General features: G+C 69.3%; 15 protein-coding genes. 6 read left to right on the top strand and 9 right to left on the bottom strand.

The window, feature by feature from the left end:
* Positions 1–5: 5 nt before the first annotated feature.
* On the bottom strand, positions 6–2738 hold the full coding sequence (gene ppc, locus ACZ5TL_RS17880) for a phosphoenolpyruvate carboxylase (protein WP_468590767.1): 2733 nt from the start codon (positions 2736–2738) through the stop codon (positions 6–8).
* A gap of 346 nt (positions 2739–3084) precedes the next feature.
* On the opposite strand from ppc, the gene ACZ5TL_RS17875 reads away from it, so the two are divergent.
* Both ACZ5TL_RS17875 and ACZ5TL_RS17870 read left to right on the top strand, forming a co-directional pair.
* Entirely contained in the window at positions 3085–4104 is a 1020-nt protein-coding gene (locus ACZ5TL_RS17875; protein WP_468590766.1) for an acyl-CoA desaturase, read from the top strand.
* A complete protein-coding gene (locus ACZ5TL_RS17870) occupies positions 4101–4778 on the top strand; it encodes a TetR family transcriptional regulator (protein ID WP_468590765.1) in 678 nt (225 codons plus the stop codon). The genes ACZ5TL_RS17875 and ACZ5TL_RS17870 overlap by 4 nt, the downstream gene beginning before the upstream one ends.
* Positions 4779–4812: 34 nt before the next feature.
* Here the strand turns inward: ACZ5TL_RS17870 and ACZ5TL_RS17865 are convergent, their stop codons facing one another.
* The gene (locus ACZ5TL_RS17865) at positions 4813–5643 is read right to left on the bottom strand and encodes a trans-aconitate 2-methyltransferase (protein WP_468590764.1); all 831 of its coding nucleotides are present in this window, start codon (positions 5641–5643) and stop codon (positions 4813–4815) included.
* 128 nt (positions 5644–5771) lie between these two features.
* Between ACZ5TL_RS17865 and tamR the strand changes: the two genes are divergently transcribed.
* Complete coding sequence (tamR, locus tag ACZ5TL_RS17860) at positions 5772–6269, top strand: MarR family transcriptional regulator TamR (protein WP_468590918.1); 498 nt, start codon at positions 5772–5774, stop codon at positions 6267–6269.
* On the opposite strand, the gene ACZ5TL_RS17855 is transcribed toward tamR, so the two are convergent.
* The gene (locus tag ACZ5TL_RS17855; protein WP_468590763.1) at positions 6228–6995 is read right to left on the bottom strand and encodes a LuxR C-terminal-related transcriptional regulator; all 768 of its coding nucleotides are present in this window, start codon (positions 6993–6995) and stop codon (positions 6228–6230) included. The genes tamR and ACZ5TL_RS17855 overlap by 42 nt on opposite strands.
* A gap of 297 nt (positions 6996–7292) precedes the next feature.
* Here ACZ5TL_RS17855 and ACZ5TL_RS17850 point away from each other — a divergent pair, with 297 nt between their 5' ends.
* Positions 7293–7751, top strand: coding sequence for a GNAT family N-acetyltransferase (locus tag ACZ5TL_RS17850; RefSeq protein ID WP_468590762.1), 459 nt, complete (start codon positions 7293–7295; stop codon positions 7749–7751).
* Between the two features lie 280 nt (positions 7752–8031).
* On the opposite strand, the gene galK is transcribed toward ACZ5TL_RS17850, so the two are convergent.
* The 3 genes from galK to galT are packed head-to-tail and all read right to left on the bottom strand — an operon-like array spanning position 8032 to position 11255.
* Positions 8032–9207 (bottom strand): galactokinase, encoded by a 1176-nt coding sequence (galK, locus tag ACZ5TL_RS17845; RefSeq protein ID WP_468590761.1) that lies wholly within the window; start codon positions 9205–9207, stop codon positions 8032–8034.
* Between the two features lie 27 nt (positions 9208–9234).
* On the bottom strand, positions 9235–10197 hold the full coding sequence (gene galE, locus ACZ5TL_RS17840) for a UDP-glucose 4-epimerase GalE (RefSeq protein WP_468590759.1): 963 nt from the start codon (positions 10195–10197) through the stop codon (positions 9235–9237).
* Positions 10194–11255, bottom strand: coding sequence for a galactose-1-phosphate uridylyltransferase (gene galT, locus ACZ5TL_RS17835; RefSeq protein WP_468590758.1), 1062 nt, complete (start codon positions 11253–11255; stop codon positions 10194–10196). The genes galE and galT overlap by 4 nt, the downstream gene beginning before the upstream one ends.
* A gap of 567 nt (positions 11256–11822) precedes the next feature.
* Between galT and ACZ5TL_RS17830 the strand changes: the two genes are divergently transcribed.
* Both ACZ5TL_RS17830 and ACZ5TL_RS17825 read left to right on the top strand, forming a co-directional pair.
* Entirely contained in the window at positions 11823–11987 is a 165-nt protein-coding gene (locus ACZ5TL_RS17830; protein ID WP_468590756.1) for a Scr1 family TA system antitoxin-like transcriptional regulator, read from the top strand.
* Entirely contained in the window at positions 11984–12220 is a 237-nt protein-coding gene (locus ACZ5TL_RS17825; protein WP_468590755.1) for a DUF397 domain-containing protein, read from the top strand. The genes ACZ5TL_RS17830 and ACZ5TL_RS17825 overlap by 4 nt, the downstream gene beginning before the upstream one ends.
* A gap of 308 nt (positions 12221–12528) precedes the next feature.
* On the opposite strand, the gene ACZ5TL_RS17820 is transcribed toward ACZ5TL_RS17825, so the two are convergent.
* The 3 genes from ACZ5TL_RS17820 to ACZ5TL_RS17810 all read right to left on the bottom strand — a co-directional run bounded on the left by ACZ5TL_RS17820 (position 12529) and on the right by ACZ5TL_RS17810 (position 18439).
* Positions 12529–13377 (bottom strand): ATP-binding protein, encoded by an 849-nt coding sequence (locus ACZ5TL_RS17820; protein WP_468590753.1) that lies wholly within the window; start codon positions 13375–13377, stop codon positions 12529–12531.
* 95 nt (positions 13378–13472) lie between these two features.
* The gene (locus ACZ5TL_RS17815) at positions 13473–13868 is read right to left on the bottom strand and encodes a hypothetical protein (protein WP_468590752.1); all 396 of its coding nucleotides are present in this window, start codon (positions 13866–13868) and stop codon (positions 13473–13475) included.
* Between the two features lie 98 nt (positions 13869–13966).
* Positions 13967–18439 carry a ricin-type beta-trefoil lectin domain protein gene (locus ACZ5TL_RS17810; protein ID WP_468590750.1) on the bottom strand — a complete coding sequence of 1491 codons (4473 nt, stop codon included), beginning with the start codon at positions 18437–18439 and terminating at the stop codon, positions 13967–13969.
* Positions 18440–18505 lie beyond the last annotated feature (66 nt).

The raw sequence follows: 18505 nt of genomic DNA, 5'->3' as shown, positions 1-18505 counted from the left end.
TGGGTTCAGCCGGTGTTGCGCAGGCCCGCTGCGACGCCGTTGACGGTGAGGAGCAGGGCGCGGGCGAGCAGCGGGTCGGGCTGTTCGCCGGCGGCGGCCGCGTCGCGCTGTCGCTTGAGCAGGGCGACCTGGAGGTAGGAGATGGGGTCGAGGTAGGCGTCGCGGATGGTGAAGGTCTGCTTCAGGACGGGGGCGGCGTCGAGGAGTTCGGTTTCGCCGGTGACGCGCAGCACCTCACGCACGGTCAGTTCGTGCTCGGCCTTGATGGTGTCGAAGACGTGCTTGAGCTCGTCGGGGACGAGGGTGTCGACGTAGTGCTGGGCGATCCGCAGGTCGGTCTTGGCCAGGGTCATCTCGACGTTGGAGATGAAGTTGCGGAAGAAGTGCCACTGCTGGTGCATCTCGTCGAGGACGGTGTCGAGGCCGGCTTCGCGCAGTGCCTTGAGGCCGGAGCCGACGCCGAACCAGCCGGGGACGATCTGCCGGGATTGGGTCCAGCCGAACACCCAGGGGATGGCGCGCAGGCCGTCGAGCGAGACGCCGGAGCCGGGGCGGCGGGAGGGCCGGGAGCCCAGGTGCAGGTCGGCGAGCTGGTCCACCGGCGTCGAAGCGAGGAAGTACGTCGGCAGGTCGGGGTCCTCGACGAGCCTGCGGTAGGCGGCGTGGGCGGCGTCGGAGACGACGTCCATGGCGGCGTCCCAGCGGGCGAGGGCTTCGCCGGACTGGCGGGGGGCGGTGTGCAGGGCGGAGGCCTGCAGGGTGGCCGCGACGCTCAGTTCGAGGTTCTCCCGGGCGAGGGCGGGGAGGAGGTACTTGTCGGAGATGACCTCGCCCTGCTCGGTGACCTTGATCTCGCCTTCCAGGGTGCCCCAGGGCTGGGCGAGGATGGCGTCGTGGGTGGGGCCGCCGCCGCGGCCGACGGTGCCGCCGCGGCCGTGGAAGAGGCGCAGGCGGACGCCGTAGCGGTGGGCGACGTCGCGCAGGCGGCGCTGGGCGCGGTGGATCTCCCACTGGCTGGTGGTGATGCCGCCGAACTTGGAGGAGTCGGAGTAGCCGAGCATGACCTCCTGGACGTCGCCCCGGAGCGCGACGAGGCGCCGGTAGGACGGGTCGGAGAGCATGTCCTCCAGGATGGTGTCGGCGGCCTTGAGCTCGTCGGTGGTCTCCAGGAGCGGGACGATGCCGATCTTGGCCCAGCCGGCGTGGAGGTCGATGAGTCCGGCTTCGCGGGCGAGGACGGCGGCGGCGAAGACGTCGTCGGCGCCCTGGCACATGGAGATGATGTACGACTCGATGACCTCGGGGCCGAAGACCTCCAGGGCCTTCTTGACGGTCTGGAAGACGCCGAGGGTCTTCTCGCCGGGCGCGTCGACGGGTGCCGGGGTCGGGGCGAGCGGCCTTCTTGACCTGAGTTCCTTGGCGAGGAGCTTGGCGCGGTAGTCGCGGGGCATGTCGGCGTAGCGCCAGGATTCCTCGCCGAGACGGTCGAAGAGCTGGCCGAGGGCGTGGTGGTGGGCGTCGGCGTGTTCGCGGACGTCCATGGTGGCGAGCTGGAGGCCGAAGGCGGCGAGGGTGCGGATGGTGCGGGCGAGGCGGCCGTCGGCGAAGAGGCTGCCGCGGTGTTCGCGCAGGGATTCCTGGATGATCCGCAGGTCGGCGAGGAGTTCTCCGGTGCCGAGGTAGTCGCGGCCCGATACGTGCGAGGTGCCCTTGGCGAGGCGCTGCTTGGTGTTCTCCAGCTTCTGCCGGATGCAGGTGGCCTTGAGCCGGTAGGGCTCCTCGGCGTTGAGGCGCTTGTAGCGGGGGCTGATCTCGGGGAGGTTCTCCAGGTCGGCCTGGAGGGAGGTGCGGAGTTCCTCGGTGGCGCCGGCGTAGCGGATGGAGTTGGACAGGAAGCCGCGGAGTTCGTCGATGGTCTCCAGGGCGTCGTTGATGCCGTGCTCGTGCTGGAGGATGAGGACGTCCCAGGTCACCTGGGGGGTGACGTTGGGGTTGCCGTCGCGGTCGCCGCCGATCCAGGTGCCGAAGGTGAGGGGGCGGGTGTCGTCGGGGAGCTTGACGCCGGCGCGTTCCAGCTCGGCGGTCAGGTCCTCGAGGACGTCGCCGACGGCGCCCGCGTGGAGTTCGTCGAGGTAGTAGATGGCGTTGCGGGCCTCGTCGGCGGGCTCGGGGCGTACGACGCGGAGTTCGTCGGTCTGCCATACGAGGTCGATGTTCTCGGCCAGGCGGGTGTCGAGGCGTCGGCGGTCGGATTCGATGACCGGGGTCTCCAGGAGCGCGGCGATGCGCCGGAGCTTGTTCAGGACCGACCGGCGCGCGGCCTCGGTGGGGTGGGCAGTGAAGACGGGGCGGATGTTGAGGTGGCGGACCGTCTCGCGCAGGTGTTCGGGGTCGGCATCCTTGAGCCGGTCGGCCGTGCGGGCGAGGAGTCCGCCCTCGGCGGCGCGGCGGGCGCGCAGCTCGCGGCCGCGGTGGACCTGCTCGGTGACGTTGGCCAGGTGGAAGTAGGTGGAGAAGGCGCGGACCAGCTTGGCCGCGGTGTCGAGTTCGGTGCCGCGCAGCAGCTCGGCGGCGGCCTCGCCGTCCTCTCGGGTGAGGCGGCGGACCTTCTCGACGAGTTCCAGGAGCTCGGGGCCCTCCTGCCGGACGAGGGTCTCTCCGAGGAGGTCACCCAAGCGGCGGATGTCGGCACGCAGCTCACTGCTCGTCGTCGTGGTCTGGTCGTCGGCACTGCTCACAGGTGCGGCTCCTTGCAGTAATCAGGAGGTGCGTCGCGAAGCGACTCCCTGAAAGGGCGGTGGTGGGCGACGGGTGGGATCGTCTGGGAGGGGAACCCGGACGGCGTCTCGCGGCGGCGGGTGCCGCATACAAATCGGACATCCGGGAAGAAATCAGAGCGGACCGCGCTGTCCGACCGCCTCCAGGATAGGTGTCGGCCGGGACGCGCAGGCTGGCGGGCTCTTGCCGCCGGGCGAGGCGCTGCCATACTTACGATGCCGTAGGTTACGGAACCGTAGGGAGCAGGGCACGGTTCCTGCGCCCCGGCCGCACCTTCTCCATCCACATACCCCCCAGGGGACGCGTATGACCAGTAGTTCCGACGTGATCCAGGACGCCCCGAAGGCTCCCGGTCAGGCCAGCGACGCCGCAGAATCCTCCGCCACGCTCGGCGGGGAGAAGAAGCGGTCCATCGAGCAGATCGCTCTCCTCCTCTTCATCACCGTCCCGTTCCTCGCGCTGCTGACGGCCGTGCCGCTGGCGTGGGGCTGGGGGGTGAGCTGGCTTGACCTCGGTCTGCTGGTGTTCTTCTACTTCCTGGGGTGCCACGGCATCACGATCGGGTTCCACCGTCACTTCACGCACGGGTCCTTCAAGGCCAAGCGGCCGCTGAAGATCGCCCTGGCGGTCGCGGGGTCCATGGCGGTCGAGGGGCCGCTGGTGCGCTGGGTGGCCGATCATCGCAAGCATCACAAGTTCTCCGACGCGGAGGGCGACCCGCACTCGCCGTGGCGGTTCGGCGAGACCCTGCCGGCCCTGATGAAGGGCCTGTGGTGGGCGCACATCGGCTGGATGTTCGACGAGGAGCAGACCTCGCAGGAGAAGTACGCCCCCGACCTGGTCAAGGACAAGACTCTCCGCACCATCTCCCGCCAGTTCGCGCTGTGGACCGTGGTGTCCCTGGCACTGCCGGCGCTGATCGGCGGTCTGGTCACGATGTCCTGGTGGGGCGCGTTCACGGCGTTCTTCTGGGGTTCGCTCGTCCGGGTGGCCCTGCTGCACCACGTGACCTGGTCGATCAACTCGATCTGCCACGCGGTCGGCAAGCGTCCCTTCAAGTCGCGTGACCGTTCGGGCAACGTGTGGTGGCTGGCGGTCCTGTCCTGCGGCGAGTCCTGGCACAACCTGCACCACGCCGACCCGACGTCCGCGCGCCACGGGGTGATGCGGGGGCAGCTGGATTCCTCCGCGCGGCTGATCCGCTGGTTCGAGATGGCCGGGTGGGCGTACGACGTCCGGTGGCCGTCACGCTCGCGTATCGATTCGCGCCGTAACACCGGGGAAGGCGGCTCCCCCCGGGGGAAGGAGCCCGTCGAGGCGGCATGATGGTCGTTGTGGCGACCGACTCGAGCAGCACCCCCAGCAATGACAAGCCGCGGCGAGTGCGTCGCACCCGGATGACCGGTGCCGAGCGCCGTCAGCAGCTGCTGGAGATCGGTCGCACGCTCTTCGCCGAGAAGGGGTTCGAGGGCACGTCGGTGGAGGAGATCGCGGCGAAGGCCGGGGTCTCCAAGCCGGTGGTGTACGAGCACTTCGGCGGCAAGGAGGGCCTGTACGCGGTCGTCGTGGACCGTGAGATGCGGCGGCTGCTGGACATGGTGACGGGTTCTCTCACCGCCGGTCACCCTCGCGAGCTGTGCGAACAGGCGGCCTTCGCGCTGCTGGACTACATCGAGGAGTACACGGACGGGTTCCGCATCCTGGTCCGCGACTCCCCCATCCCGCAGTCGACGGGTTCGTTCGCGTCCTTGATCTCGGACATCGCCACGCAGGTCGAGGACATCCTGGGCCGCGAGTTCAAGAGCCGCGGCTTTGACCCCAAGCTGGCCCCTCTGTACGCCCAGGCCCTGGTCGGGATGGTCGCCCTGACCGGTCAGTGGTGGCTGGACGTACGCAAGCCGAAGAAGGCCGAGGTGGCCGCGCACCTGGTGAACCTGGCGTGGCACGGCTTGGACGGCCTGGAGGCCAAGCCGCACCTGATAGGGCGCCGCAAGGCCTGAGGCCTGCCGTTCGCCAGCCCGGCAGCCGTGATCATCAGCCGTCCTTCCGGGCCACCGCGAACACCCGGCGGAAGGGGAACGGCGTGCCGTGCGGGCCGGCCGGATAGGCCTCGCGCAGGGCCGCCCGGTACTCGGCGACGAAGGCCTCCCGCGCCTCGAGGTCGTCGGCGAGGGCGGTCAGCACGGGCCGCAGCCCCGTCCCCTTCACCCAGTCCAGCACGGGGTCCTCGCCCTGGAGCAGGTGGATGTACGTCGTCTCCCACACGTCGGCCGTGCAGCCGAGGGACGTCAGCCGCTCGTGGTAGGTCTCGGGGGCGTGGACGGCGTCGGCGTGGCGCAGGGTGCCGGCGAGCCGGTCGCGCCAGCGCCGGGATCCGGCGAGGTCGCGCATGAGCCGGTGGCTGGGGGCGTCGAAGTTCCCGGGCACCTGGAAGGCGAGGGTCCCGCCGGGTTTCAGCCCGGCCACCCAGTCGGCGAACCGCTCGATGTGCCCCGGCACCCACTGCAGCGTGGCATTGCTGACGATCAAATCGTACGGCTCGTGGGGCGTCCAGGTGCGGGCGTCGGCAGGGGCGAAGTCGAGCCGCCCGCCGCCCGCGGTGACTCCCTCGTGCTCGACGTGGGCCCGGTCGAGCATCTCGGGGGAGTTGTCGTAGCCGGTGATCCGGGCGGTGGGCCAGCGCTCGGCGAGCAGCGTGGTGACGTTGCCCGGGCCGCATCCGAGGTCGGCGATGCGGGGGCGGCCTGCGGGAGATCGCGTGGGCAGCCCGGGGACTCGGGCGAGGAGGTCGGCGAAGGGGCGGGCCCGGTGACCGGCGTGACGCAGGTACTGAGCGGGGTCCCAGGTGGGGGCGGCGGCTGACATGGGTCCTCCTGGTGTCCTCGGGGATGACCGTACGGGACGCGGTCTCAGCGTGATCCGCAAGCTATCTTGATGTCAAGAAAATGGACATCAAGAGACTCCACGTCGACACAACCACTACACTGATCGTCATGGAGGACGAGGTCGACCGGCTGGTCGCAGCATGGCGCCGGGAGCGCCCGGACCTCGACGTGGAACCGCTCGAGGTGCTCAGCCGCGTGAGCAGGCTGGCCCGGCATCTGGACCGGGCGCGACGGCTGGCCTTCTCGGAGCACGGCCTGGAGCCGTGGGAGTTCGATGTCCTGACGGCCCTGCGCCGCGCGGGCACGCCGTACCAGCTCTCACCGGGACAGCTCCTCACCCAGACCCTGGTCACGTCGGGCACGATGACGAACCGCATCGACCGCCTGGCGAAGAAGGGCCTGGTGGAACGCCTCCCCGACCCCAGTGACCGCCGGGGCGTCCTGGTCCGGCTGACGGACGAGGGCCGGGACCGCGCGGACCAGGCCCTGGCGGGTCTGCTGGCCCAGGAGCGCGCGATCCTCGCGGAGCTCTCCCGCGCCCAGCGCGGTGAACTGGCGGGGTTGCTACGCCAGCTGACCGCCCCGTTCGACAACATCCCCGGCTAGGTCGGCGGGCCCGACACCGGCGCGGCGGGCCAGGGCGACGGCGGCGAGGGTGGAGTGCACGCCCAGCTTGCCCAGCACGTTCTGCATGTGCGTCCGCACGGTGTGCGGTGACAGATACAGCCGCTCGGCGACGGCCTTCCTGCCCAGTCCCGCCACCATGCACCGCAGCACTTCCCGCTCGCGCGGCGTCAGCGACTGCACGAGCCGCTCGCTCTCGGTGCGGTGCTTGCGGGCGGCGGTCAGCTCGCGCAGGACGCCGGTCAGCAGGGCGGGCGGCAGATGCGTCTCGTCCCGCAGCACGCCCCGGATGACGGTGAGCAGCCGGGACAGCGAGCAGTCCTTGGCCACCCACCCCGAGGCACCGGCCTGCAGGGCGAGCGCCGCCCGCCGCGGGTCGTCCTTCTCGGCGAGCACGACGATCCGTACGTTCGGCTGCGCGGACCGTACGCCCGTGACGAGGGAGATCCCGTCGACGAGCCCGTCCTCGTTGCCCTCCTGCACGGGTACGGCCGGGCGGGTGCCCGGCACCTTGCCGCCCAGGTCGGCGTCGACGAGCAGCACGTCGAACCGCCGCCCCTCGGCGACCGCCCGCTCCAGACTGCGCAGTGCGGCGGGACCGCTGCCGGCCGCGGAGACGTCGACATCGGGCTCGGCGGCCAGGGCCGCGGCGAGTGACTCGGCGAAGATGCGATGGTCGTCGACGACCAGGACTCGGATGCGAACCACGTAACCCCCTTCCCCAGGCTCCTGAGAGCAGGGGATTCCCATCGTCGGACGACGACACCCGTCGCGGGCACGACGCCGGAGTGCCCGGATCTGCCGCGTCCGTCCTTGCCGCAGCCTGTCCGGGTCGCCGCAGCCGCACGGCCGCCGCCGTGCAGACACCGCTACCCCCACTCCGGGCGTCGTACCCGGCCGTCTCGCCCCCTGATCGGCACCGGCCCCCACCGGTGCTGTTCATCAGAGTACGGGCGGGGGCCCGGAGCGGAAGGTTATTTGCAGAACTGACCGTCCGACGCGTTTATGGTGTGCCGCATGTTCCGTCTTGAGACAGAAGTCGACAAGGCCCGACGTGATCTGCTCCGCACACGCCTGCGGGACACGAACACAGCCGCCTCCCCGATCCTGCGAGCTCTGAGCGGAACACCGGACGAAAGGGACGTGCCGTTGCACGTGTGGGCTGTGAACGACACGGACGGAGACCTGGCGGGCGGCCTCGTCGGCTACACCTGGGCGACCTGGCTCCACGTCACCTACCTGTGGGTGGACGAACGCCACCGCGGCGCGGGCCTCGGGTCCGTCCTGCTGCGGCAGGCGGAACGCGTCGCGGCCGGGGAACGCGGCTGCCGCGCGGCGCGCCTGGAGACCTGGGACTTCCAGGCCCCCCGCTTCTACGAGAAGCAGGGGTACCAGGTCGCGTGCGCGGTGCCGGACTATCCCCCGGGCATCACGGAGTACCTGCTGATGAAGCGGCTGGCCTGAAGACCTCGTCACCGTCGCCGTCCGGCCCACCGATAGCGGTGGTTCGCTCGCGTCATCCCCTACGTCATCCATGGGAGACACAGTGACCCGCCCGGTTTCCGTCACGGCGAGTCTGCCCCGTACCGGGCCTTGGGCGACCACGACCGCCGAGCCGGTGGGCCTGCGCATCGATCCGGGGACGGAGAGGTGCCGGTCCAGGAGATCCAGTCCGTCAACCGCTGAGGCCGGGGAGGAAGCCGGGCTCCCTCGGAGGGAGGGTGCCCGGGTCTCTGCCGGGGTGTCAGAGCAGCCGGCGTGCCCCCGGCGAAGGCACCGCCTCGAAGACGCGGGGCGCGGTGAAGCCCGCCGCGGCGAACGCCTCCGTCACCGCCTTCGTGATGGCGTCCACGTCGGCCTCCTCCGCGAGGACGATCGCCGAGCCGCCGAAGCCGCCGCCGGTCATGCGGGCGCCCAGGGCGCCGGAGGTGAGGGCCGTGTCGACGACCAGGTCCAGTTCGGGGCAGGAGATGCGGAAGTCGTCCCGGAGGGAGGCGTGGCCCTCGGCCAGGACCGGGCCGATCGCTCGCGTGTCACCCGATTCCAGGAGGGAGACCACGCGTTCCACGCGCTCGTCCTCCGTGACCACGTGGCGGACCAGACGGCGGACCTCCTCCTCGTCGCCGAGGCGGGCCAGGGCCGCGTCCAGTTCCGCGTACGGCACGTCCCGCAGGGCGTCGACGCCGAGCAGCGCCGCGCCCTTCTCGCAGCCCGCGCGGCGCTTGCCGTACTCGCCCTCGCTGTGGGAGTGCTTGACCTGGGTGTCGACCACGAGGAGGCGCATGCCCTCGGCCGCCAGGTCGAAGGGGATCTGGCGCTGGGAAAGGTCGCGGGTGTCGAGGAAGAGGGCGTGACCCGTCTCGCAGCACGCGGACGCGGTCTGGTCCATGATGCCGACCGGGGCGCCCACGTAGACGTTCTCCGCGCGCTGGCACAGGCGGGCCAGTTGCCAGCCCCGGAGGTTCAGGGAGAACAGGTCGTTCAGGGCCAGCGCCACGACCACTTCCAGCGCCGCCGACGACGACAGGCCCGCGCCCGACGGGACCGTGGAGGACAGGTGGATGTCGGCGCCCGTCACCGCGTGGCCGGCCTCGCGCAGGGCCCACACCACGCCCGCCGGATACGCCGTCCAGTTCTTGTCCGATGCGGGGGCCAGGTCGTCCAGGCGGAGTTCGGTCACCCCGCCCTCGACGTCCGCCGAGTGGAGGCGGAGCACGCCGTCCTCGCGGCGTGAGACCGCCGCCACCGCCTGGTGCGGCAGGGCGAACGGCATGACGAATCCGTCGTTGTAGTCGGTGTGCTCGCCGATGAGGTTGACGCGGCCCGGCGCCGCCCACACGCCGTGCGGCTCGGCGTCGTAAAGCTCCGTGAACCGTTCGGCGACCGCTCCGGCGACCGTGTCGGCAACAGCCTCGCTCATGCCTGACCCCTGACCCTTCGTTCCGATCTAGTTGCCGCGCCGCTGCGCGAAGTCCCAGGCGTCCGCGACGATGCCGTCGAGGTCCGCGCGGGACGGGTTCCAGCCCAGCTTCTCGCGGGCCGTGGCGGCCGAGGCCACCAGGACCGCCGGGTCGCCGCCCCGGCGGGGGGCGACCACTTCCGGGACCGGGTGGCCGGTCACCCGGCGGACCGTCTCGATGACCTCGCGGACGGAGAAGCCGTTGCCGTTGCCGAGGTTGCAGATGAGGTGCTCTCCGGGGGCGGCGGCCGTCAGGGCCAGCAGGTGGGCGTCGGCCAGATCCGCCACGTGGATGTAGTCGCGCACGCAGGTGCCGTCCGGTGTCGGGTAGTCGTCTCCGAAGACGGAGATCGCCTCGCGCCTGCCCTGCGCGACCTGGAGGACGAGCGGGATCAGGTGGGACTCGGGGTCGTGGCGCTCGCCGTGCTCGCCGTACGCCCCGGCCACGTTGAAGTACCGCAGGGACACCGCGCCCAGTCCGTGGGCCGCCGCCTCGCCGGTGATCATGTGGTCGACCGCGAGCTTCGAGGCGCCGTAGGGGTTCGTCGGGGACGTCGGCGCCGACTCGACGATCGGGACCTGCTCCGGTTCGCCGTACGTCGCCGCCGTGGAGGAGAAGACGAGCTTGCGGACGCCCGCCTCGCGCATCGCCGCGAGCAGCGCCATGGTGCCGCCGACGTTGTTGTCCCAGTACTTCTCCGGCTTCACGACCGACTCGCCGACCTGCGAGAACGCGGCGAAGTGGAGCACACCGTCGAAGGAGGGGTCGAGCCACTTGGCGGCGTCGCGGATGTCGCCCTCGATGAACGTCGCCCCGGCGGGGACGCCCTCGCGGAAGCCCGTGGAGAGGTTGTCGAGGACGACGACCTCGTGACCGGCCTCCAGCAGGTGCTGGGCGACCACGCTGCCGACGTAACCCGCGCCGCCCGTCACCAGGTACTTCCCGCTCATGAACTCGCTACCTCTCGCAGTCGCTCGGCCGCGCGCTCCGGCGGCACGTCGTTGATGAACACGTTCATGCCGGACTCGGAACCCGCGAGAAACTTCAGCTTGCCGGAAGTGCGGCGGATGGTGAAAAGCTCGAGGTGGAGCGCGAAGTCCTCACGCACGACCCCGTCGAACTCCTCCAGCGCGCCGAACGGGGCCTGGTGCCAGGCCGCGATGTACGGCGTCGGAGGCTCACCCTCCCCGAAGATCCGGTCGAAGCGCCTCAAGAGTTCCAGATAGATCTTGGGGAACTCTGTGCGCGCGGCCTCGTCGAGCCCGAGCAGGTCGGGCACCCGGCGCTTGGGGTACAGGTGGACCTCGTAGGGCCAGTGCGCCGCGTACGGCACGAAGGCCACCCAGTGTTCCCCCTCCAGGACGACCCGCTCACCGGCGAGTTCACGCTCCAGGACGGCGTCGAAGAGGTTCTCCCCGCCCGTCATCTCCTTGTGGGCCGCGGCGGAGCGGAGCATCGTCGCGGTGCGCGGGGTGGTGAAGGGGTAGGCGTAGATCTGCCCGTGCGGGTGCTGGAGGGTCACGCCGATCTCGGCGCCCCGGTTCTCGAAGCAGAACACCTGCTCGACGGAGGGCAGGTGGGACAGCTCCGACGTACGGTCCGTCCACGCCTCCAGCACCAGGCCCGCCTGCTCCTCGCCGAGGCTGGTGAAGGACGCGTTGTGGTCGGAGGTGAAGCAGACGACCTCGCAGCGGCCCGAGTCGCCGGCCAGCGAGGGGAAACGGTTCTCGAACACGGCGACGTCGTACGAGGAGTCCGGGATCTCGCTCAGCCGGTCGCCCTCGGAGGGGCACAGGGGGCACTCGTCGGCCGGCGGGTGGTAGGTACGGCCCTGGCGGTGCGAGGCGACGGCGACGGAGTCGCCGAGCAGGGGGTCGCGGCGGATCTCGGACGTGGTGACGGTGCGGTCCAGCGGGCGGCGGTCGGCCGCGTCGCGCACGCTGTCGTCACGCAGGTCGTAGTAGATGAGCTCGCGGCCGTCGGCCAGCCGGGTCGAGGTCTTCTTCACGCCGGACTCCTCATCCTTCAAACATAACCAAACATATCGAAACACGGCTCCTCTCAATCGTCAACATCGCAATCGAACACAGAGCATCACCGGACGCGTTCAGCCACTGAAAGTGGAGGCATATATTCCGCGAGGTATCGGGTCGAGTGACGAAGCGAGGGGTGTGCGTCCCTCCTCACCCTCCCCCGCCCGGCAGCCGAGCTGCGGCCCCCGCCGAACTGGCTCGGCTGCACGATCCTCGGCATCCACTTCGTCGTCTTCCTCGGCATCGGATGCGCCGCCCGCAGCGCGGTGAACCCAGGCCGGGGCTGCTCGGCTGGGGCGCGGTTCGCGGCGTCCGACGCCGGCATCGACGAGGCGGAGGGCGGGAACATCAACCGGTGGACCGGGCTGGGGATGCTTCCACTGGGTCGTTCTTCCTGTCCGGCTGAAGCTGCGGCCTGTGGCACCGGCGCCGCCGGATGGTGGTGCCGGGGATGAATCGAGGGAGTGCCAGCGGGCGCCCGATCGCGCGACTGGGCGCCGCTCCCGAGAGTGGCCGGCTCCAGCGGCGTGTGCACCCGCTCAATGGCCGTCGTGTACATCGAGATGCGCCACCGCGGGCTGTACCTCGACGACGCAGAGGACGTAGCGGCCTACAAGCTGACTTTCGACTACCTTCGCTCGCAGGCCGCGGACACGACCTCCTCGTTGCGGCTGATCGCCGGAGCGAGACAGGAGCTGTCCTCATGAGCGACATAGCGACTTTCCCGAACGAGCCGACGGCTGTTGCGTGGTTCAAGAGCAGCCACAGTGGCGGCGAGGGCAACGAATGCGTGGAGATCGCCAACCTCCGAACAGGGGTCGCTCTACGTGACTCGAAGCTTCCCGCTGGGAGCACACTCACCGTCTCGACCGGAGCCTTCGCGGCGTTCATCGCCGCTGTGGCAAAGGGCGAGCGCGACACCTCGCTGCCCAAGACGTGAGAGTACACTCGTCATTCTTCGGGCTTGGAGGCTAGGAAACGGTCAGCGTGTGGGGCGGAACCTGCCTCCGCCCCACACGCTGACCTGTACTTCACCGTCGACCAGGTGCTCCGACTCACTCGGGCACCTTTCGAGGGTGTCGGGGGGGCGTCCACCCACCCCCGACACCCTCGGCGAGACCACTCACCGACTCACATTTGTGCCGTTCCGACAAAGAACAGGTAGCCGTGAGAGTCGATCGCGAATGTATTGGGCGGAGCGGAGAGGAAAACTCCCTCTCCGCTCCGCCGTTCGGATCCGCCTCGCGGCTACAGCCGTCTGTCGTCCCGCCAGGTGACCGACGTCATCGCGGTAAGGCCGCCGTTGGCGATGCCGCGGTACGTCACCGTCCGGGCCGGGCCGATCTCTCGCGCGAGGCGCTCCGACAGATCCCTTCCCGACTCGAACAGGCGCTGCCACTCTTCGTCGCCGCCGTCGTTCATCAGTGTCGTCTCGATGGCCTCTTTCCACTGATAGAGGGCGGCCACTAGATCATCGGACAGATGGAGGGCAGCCGCGGGGTCGTCCGGGGCGAAGCTGCCGCACCCCTCCGCGTGCAACGGGTACAGCCCGTACTCACCCTCGACGGTGATATCGAGCGGGTGCGGGGGTGTGTCATGGGCATCGAGGGTCCCGTGGAGTCGGTCGCACCCCCAGCACACGAACTTCTGGTCCTGGTGCTGTTCGTCCCAGAAGCGGACCACCCATCTGGGCCCGAGGCGCTTCGCCACCAGCCGGGCGATGTCCAGCCCCTGCCTGACGTGCTTACGCAGCGCCGGGCGGGCCTTGAAGCCCTCGGTGGGACGGGCCCGGTTCCACTCGGTCAGCCTGCGGATCATGTCGTCGGGCAGCCCAGGTCCGTGATCCTCGACGGGCAGGTTGCGGGTGAAGTCCTCGACGCGAGCGAACGTCCCGGCGTCAGTGGCGTACAGCGGTGAGGCGTCGCCATTGGCGCGCACCAGGAGGTGTTCAGGATCCTGATGGCTCATGCGGGATTCGATGTCCCCAAGCGCAGCAGGGCACAACTTCTCTGCGAGCGCCATGGCACGGCTGCTTGCCGCTTGATCCGGCTGCAAGAACGGGTCTGACGGAATGAAATAGAGAACGGTCTCACCCAATGAGATTTTTCCTCGTTCGCGGCTCCTGAAGACGTCACCGCGCGGGAAGAAGGCTGCGGCGCCCTAGGCGAAGAGATGCCCCGACTCAGACCAGCTCAGGATGCCTGGATTGCCTTCGTGATCTCAGCTCCCTCAGCCGCGACGACGATGGACCATTCGTCCCTGAAGTTCTGGGGCAGATGGTCGCGGTCTGCGCTCCGGGGAACAATCACCGTCCCACCTGGAAGGACGAGTACTGCCTCGATGCGGCAAATGAGATCGGAGATGACGTTCATCATTTCATCTCCTCCGAAATGACTGATCGTGATTGTGCTTTCGTTCGTTAGGTAAATGTCGGCCCCGCCTCCATCTGTGGGGGACTTAAGTTGGAGGAAGCCGCTCTCGGAATCCTGTGCCGTAACATGCGGGGCCAGGACCTCCTGCAGAGTGTCCTGGTCGAGCAACTCCTGTTCGCCGTTCACGAACCGACACACATAGATGTCGTAGCTCACGCGCAACTCCCGGGTCGATGGTCAAGAAGCAGGAATGTTGATACTACGACATAGCGTGGCGGATGTCGGCGCCCATGAGATGGACGCCGACATCTCGGCTAAGCTGCTGGCGGAGTGTGTACGACCTTGATCCGCTTGAGTTTATCGTTCTCAGCGAAAAGCTTTTGCGCCTTCTCGAAAACGTCACGCTCGGCAATATGCCACTCTATAGGCGTGTTCGGCGCTGCCGCAACCTGCTTCTCGGCCTGCTTTACGAAATCCTCCTGGACGAGGTTAGGCCTGAACTTGAGAATGTCAGAGTACCCGGGGCCTTTAGCTTCCAAGAGGGTTCCTTTCTTGAATCCGTCCAGATTGAGCTCACCCTTGACGTTCGGCGTATTGAAAATCTTGTATCCGAAACCCTCCGGGACTCCGCTGACTTGATACTCATAGGCAGTTGCCCGGGCGCTCTTGCCCTTCTCGTTGCTGAATACCCACTTTCCGGGGCCTCCGAGTTCGGCCCAAGGCAGCTTGCCACCGGCGATCGCCTTGGCACCGATGCCGGCCAGAACCTGGTCGGCGACTCCGGCGGCGCGCAGGGCCTTCCACGCATCGTCGAAGCCGATGCCGGTCTTGATAGCCGCATCCAGGGCCTTGACGCTGGTGCTGATTGCGGCGAGCGGCTTGGCGACTGGGAGGAATATCGCGGCGGCCCACGCGCAGGAGGACTTACTGCCGTGGAAGCAGTCGATGAAGTCCCCGAGGACGACCTCGAACAGGACCGAGCCGAGGGTGTCCCCGAAGAGGCTCTGCCATCCCAGTTTGAGAATGTCCCGTCCGGAGAAGAAGTGGCTCCACTCAGCGGGTTCGTCTGGCCGGATCGTCTTGGTATCGAGGTAGTGCCACGCGGACTTCGGACAGCCCTCCGGCGTGGCCAACGCATCGGTCTCGGTGCACAGGTAGAAGTCGGCGACGAGTTCGACGGTCACCTCATAGGTGGCGTGGCAGCCGACAAGGGGCGCGTTCGCGGGGCACTCGCCGATCTGCTTCGCGGAAAGGACCTTCGACTTCTCCTCGTCGACGACGTAGAACACGCCCCCGATACCGGTCCCGGCGCCCGTGGAGACCTGTTTGTTTGCTTCCTTCTGTTCGGCTCGTGTAGCCGCTTCCTGGGCTTCCTTGGCGTATCTCTCCGCGTCCTTGGCCGCTTCCTCGGCCTCCGTCGCCGCCGCGTCGGCGCGGTTGGCCGCTGCTCGGGCATCCTTGGCGGCCTCTTCGGCCTGCGCGGCGGCGGTGCGGGCGGCTTCGGCGTCGAGGGCTGCCTGGTCGGCCGAGTCGCGGGCGTCCTTGGCGTGGTTCTCGGCGCGGCCGGCTGCCTTGTCGGCGGCTTCTGCGTCCTCGGTGGCCTGTCGGTTGTAGTCGACGGTGCGGGCCAGGGAGGCGGCTGCCTTGGACGCGGCCTTGGCGGCGTCGGCCGCGTAGCCGAGGGCCTCCTTGGCGTAGGTGCGGGCGTGCGAGGCGTGACCGGCGGCGTTGGCGGCGTGCTGGTATGCGGCCTTGGCGTCGCCCTTCGCCTGGTCGGCGAGGTTCTTGGCGGCTGAGGCTTCTGCCGCCGCGTTCTTGGCGTGGGCGTCGGCTACGGCTTTCTGCTGTTCGGCGATCGTCTTGGACGCCTGGCCGGTGAGCACCACCAGGCCGGCGGCCGAGTCGGTGTCGATGTACGGGGAGCCGAGCTGGATGGCGTCGTTGGCGGGCTTGGCGACCTGGGCGGCGGCGTTGCCGGCGTCCACGGCGGCCTGGGCGGTGACGTGGGCGAAGCCCGCGGCCTTCGCCGAGGCGACCAGGGCCTTGGCGGCTTCCTTGTTCGCCGTGTCCGCGTGGGACTTGGCGGTCTTGGCCTGCTTCTCCGCCTCGTCGGCCATCTCGACGGCCGTCTTCGCCTCGGAGGAGGCGTGCTGGGATGCCTTGATGGCATCGGCGGCGGCGCTGGTCGCGGTCTTCACCGCGGCGTCGGACTTCAGCTTCGCGGCCTGGGCGTCGTCCGCGTGCGCGCGGGAGCGCTTTGCCGCTGCCTCCGCGCGCGTGGCCGCGGCGTCGGCGTCCGCTGCCGCCTTCGTCGCGGCGTCCGCTGCGGAACGGGCCCTGGTGGCGGCTGCCTCGGCGTCGTCGGCGTGCTTGTCCGCCGCGTTGGCCGCGGCGCGGGCGTCCTCGGCTGCTTCGCCGGCCTCCAGGGAGTCGGCGTAGGCACCCTTGGCGTCGGCCTTGGCGCGGGCGGCGTCGGCCTTCTGCTCGGCTTCCCACGCGTCGTCCCGCTTGGCCTTGGCGTTGTCTCGGGCCTTGACCGCGGCGTTCTTCTTCTCGACCGCGGTGCCCTCTGCCGCTTCGGCCTTGTCCTTGGCGTCCTTGGCCTTCGTCGCCTCCGCCTCGGCGTTCTTCTTGTGCCGGGCTGCCTCGGCCTGCTTGGCCGCGGCCGTCTTCTTCTCCGCCTCGGCCGTCTTCTCCTCGGCCTCGGCGGCCAGGCGCTCGGCCTTGGCCGTGGCGGCGGCCGACTTGGCCTCTCCCTCGGCCTTCAGCGCCTCGGCGAGCTTGGCCTCCGCGGTCTCCTTGTCCTTCTTGGCGTTGTCGCGGTGCACCTTCGCCGCGTCGGACGCGGCCTTGGCCTGGGACTCGGCCATCGCTGCGGCGGCCTTGCGGAACTCGGCCTTCGACTGGGCCGCCTGGGCCAGGGCGCGCTGTGTGATGGTCGCGCTGTCACCGGCGGAGGCACGGGTGGCGGCCTCGGCGGTCGTACCGGCCTTCACCATCGCTTCAAGGGCCGCTGCCGCACCCTGGGTGACCTGCGCCTTCTGCTGGCCGACCAGCAGACCCCGGCCGCGTGGGGCACCGGCCTCGTCGGCGATGGCGTACGCGGCGTTCTGCGCGGTGTCAGTGGCGGTAGCGTGCTTCTTCGCCGCGGCCGCTTGGGTCTTGAGAACGGCGAGCTGCTTCTTCGCCTGCGCCTGCGCCGCCGCGATGTTCTTCTTGGCCTGGTCGAACTGCGCCTTGTCCGGGTAGAACTGGCTGTCCGTGCCGCTGTGGCCCTTGGGGACGATCCGGAACTTCTGCGGGTTCGTGCCGTTGCACCCCCACAGCCAGGAGTCGTGGCTGTTCTCGAACTTGTTCAGGTCCAGGCACTTGTCGGTGGCGACGTTACGCAGCTCACTGACGGCGCGGACATCGAACTTCCACTGCTGCGCCTTGCTGGCGTTGCACGTCCAGATCTGGATCTTCGTGCCGTTGGCAGGGTTGCTGTTCTCGACGTCCAGGCACTTCTGGGACTTGATGTTGACGAGGTTGTACGCGTCGCCGGCGCCGCCGAGCCGCCACTGCTGCCCCAAGGAGTTGTTGCAGGTGTAGATCTGCACCGGGGTGCCGGAGGTCGTCCTGCCGCCCTCCGCGTCCAGGCACTTGCCCTTGGCCGCCTCGACCTGGATGACAGTCGGGGAGTCGCCGATCCAGCCCGCACCGCCGGGGGCCCAGTAGTCCTGCCAACGCACCAGCCGGTCGGCGACCCACGAGTGCCCCAGCAGGTTCCCCAACGCCTTCGCACCGTCAGCCAGGGCATGGGTGGCGCTCTTGCTGGACGTCAGGATCTGGTTGCGCTGAACTGCCTGAGAGGCGATTTCCCGCTGCCACTCCGATCCGGCGATGCCGACCATGCCGCCCAGGACGTTGTTCGGGTCGATCGGATCCCGCCAGGCACATGAGGCATACCTGGTCTTCAGGTCCTCGACCGCGATCCGGTGTTCCGCTGTACCCGGCTCGGGGGCGGTGCGGGGAAACCCGCCGGAGGACAGGAACAGGCGGGCGTCATCGGCGCCCTTGCCGTTGAAGGTGTCGAACAGCCCGTCAAACGCCCGTCGTTCCTCGTACTGCCGCTGCCACTCACCAGGAGGCAGATCGGGATCGTAGGGCTTGTCGCCGTAGAGGGGGGTCCCCAGATCGGTGACGGCCTTCAGGGTCTTCTCGTCGGCCTTGGGGGTGGGATCCTCGTAGAAGTCGCCTTCAGCCTTCCAGTACCTGTCGGCGACCCAAGAGGTCAGTCCGGTCTGCGTATAGAAGTCCTCCTCCTCACTGCCGATCGAGCCGGGCGGGTCTTCCCAGTCGGCCAACGAGTCGAAGCCGCCCGGCTGCTCCAGCCCGTCGAGTGGCTTACCCCACTCCACAAGCTGATTGTTGAGGGCGTCGAGCTCCTTCCAGGCCGCATCCCTGTCCCGCTGGTACGCAACGGCCAGCTCGGTGTCCTCCCAGTAGTCCCGGTTGGCCAACGCGTGCAGCTTGTCCGGCGGCTGGTTGAGTCCGTCCTGCGCGGTCGCGGCCATGAACGGCCCGCCCAGGCGCAGCACATCCGCCATCAGGCACTGGTCCTGCCGCAGCTGCTCGGCCGCCGTGTCATCGGACCAGTTGGACGAGCCGCTCGCCGGGGCAGCCGCCTCCGTGCCGGTGGGTCGCCCCAGCCCGCCGGGCTGGACGGCGAGACCCGCCAGTACGGCCACGGCCGCCGCGGACGTGACGGCCGACGTCAGGATCCGAGGTCTGCCCGGTCCGGGCATGAAGCGGGTTCTGGGCAGGAAGGGCCCTGGTCTTGGGCGCAAGAGAGCATCCCCTCGTCGCAAAGG

The sequence above is a fragment of the Streptomyces sp. NPDC033136 genome (assembly GCF_055578235.1).
The sequence above is the reverse complement of the archived record's forward strand: the minus strand, read 5'-3'. Positions and strand labels throughout refer to the sequence as shown.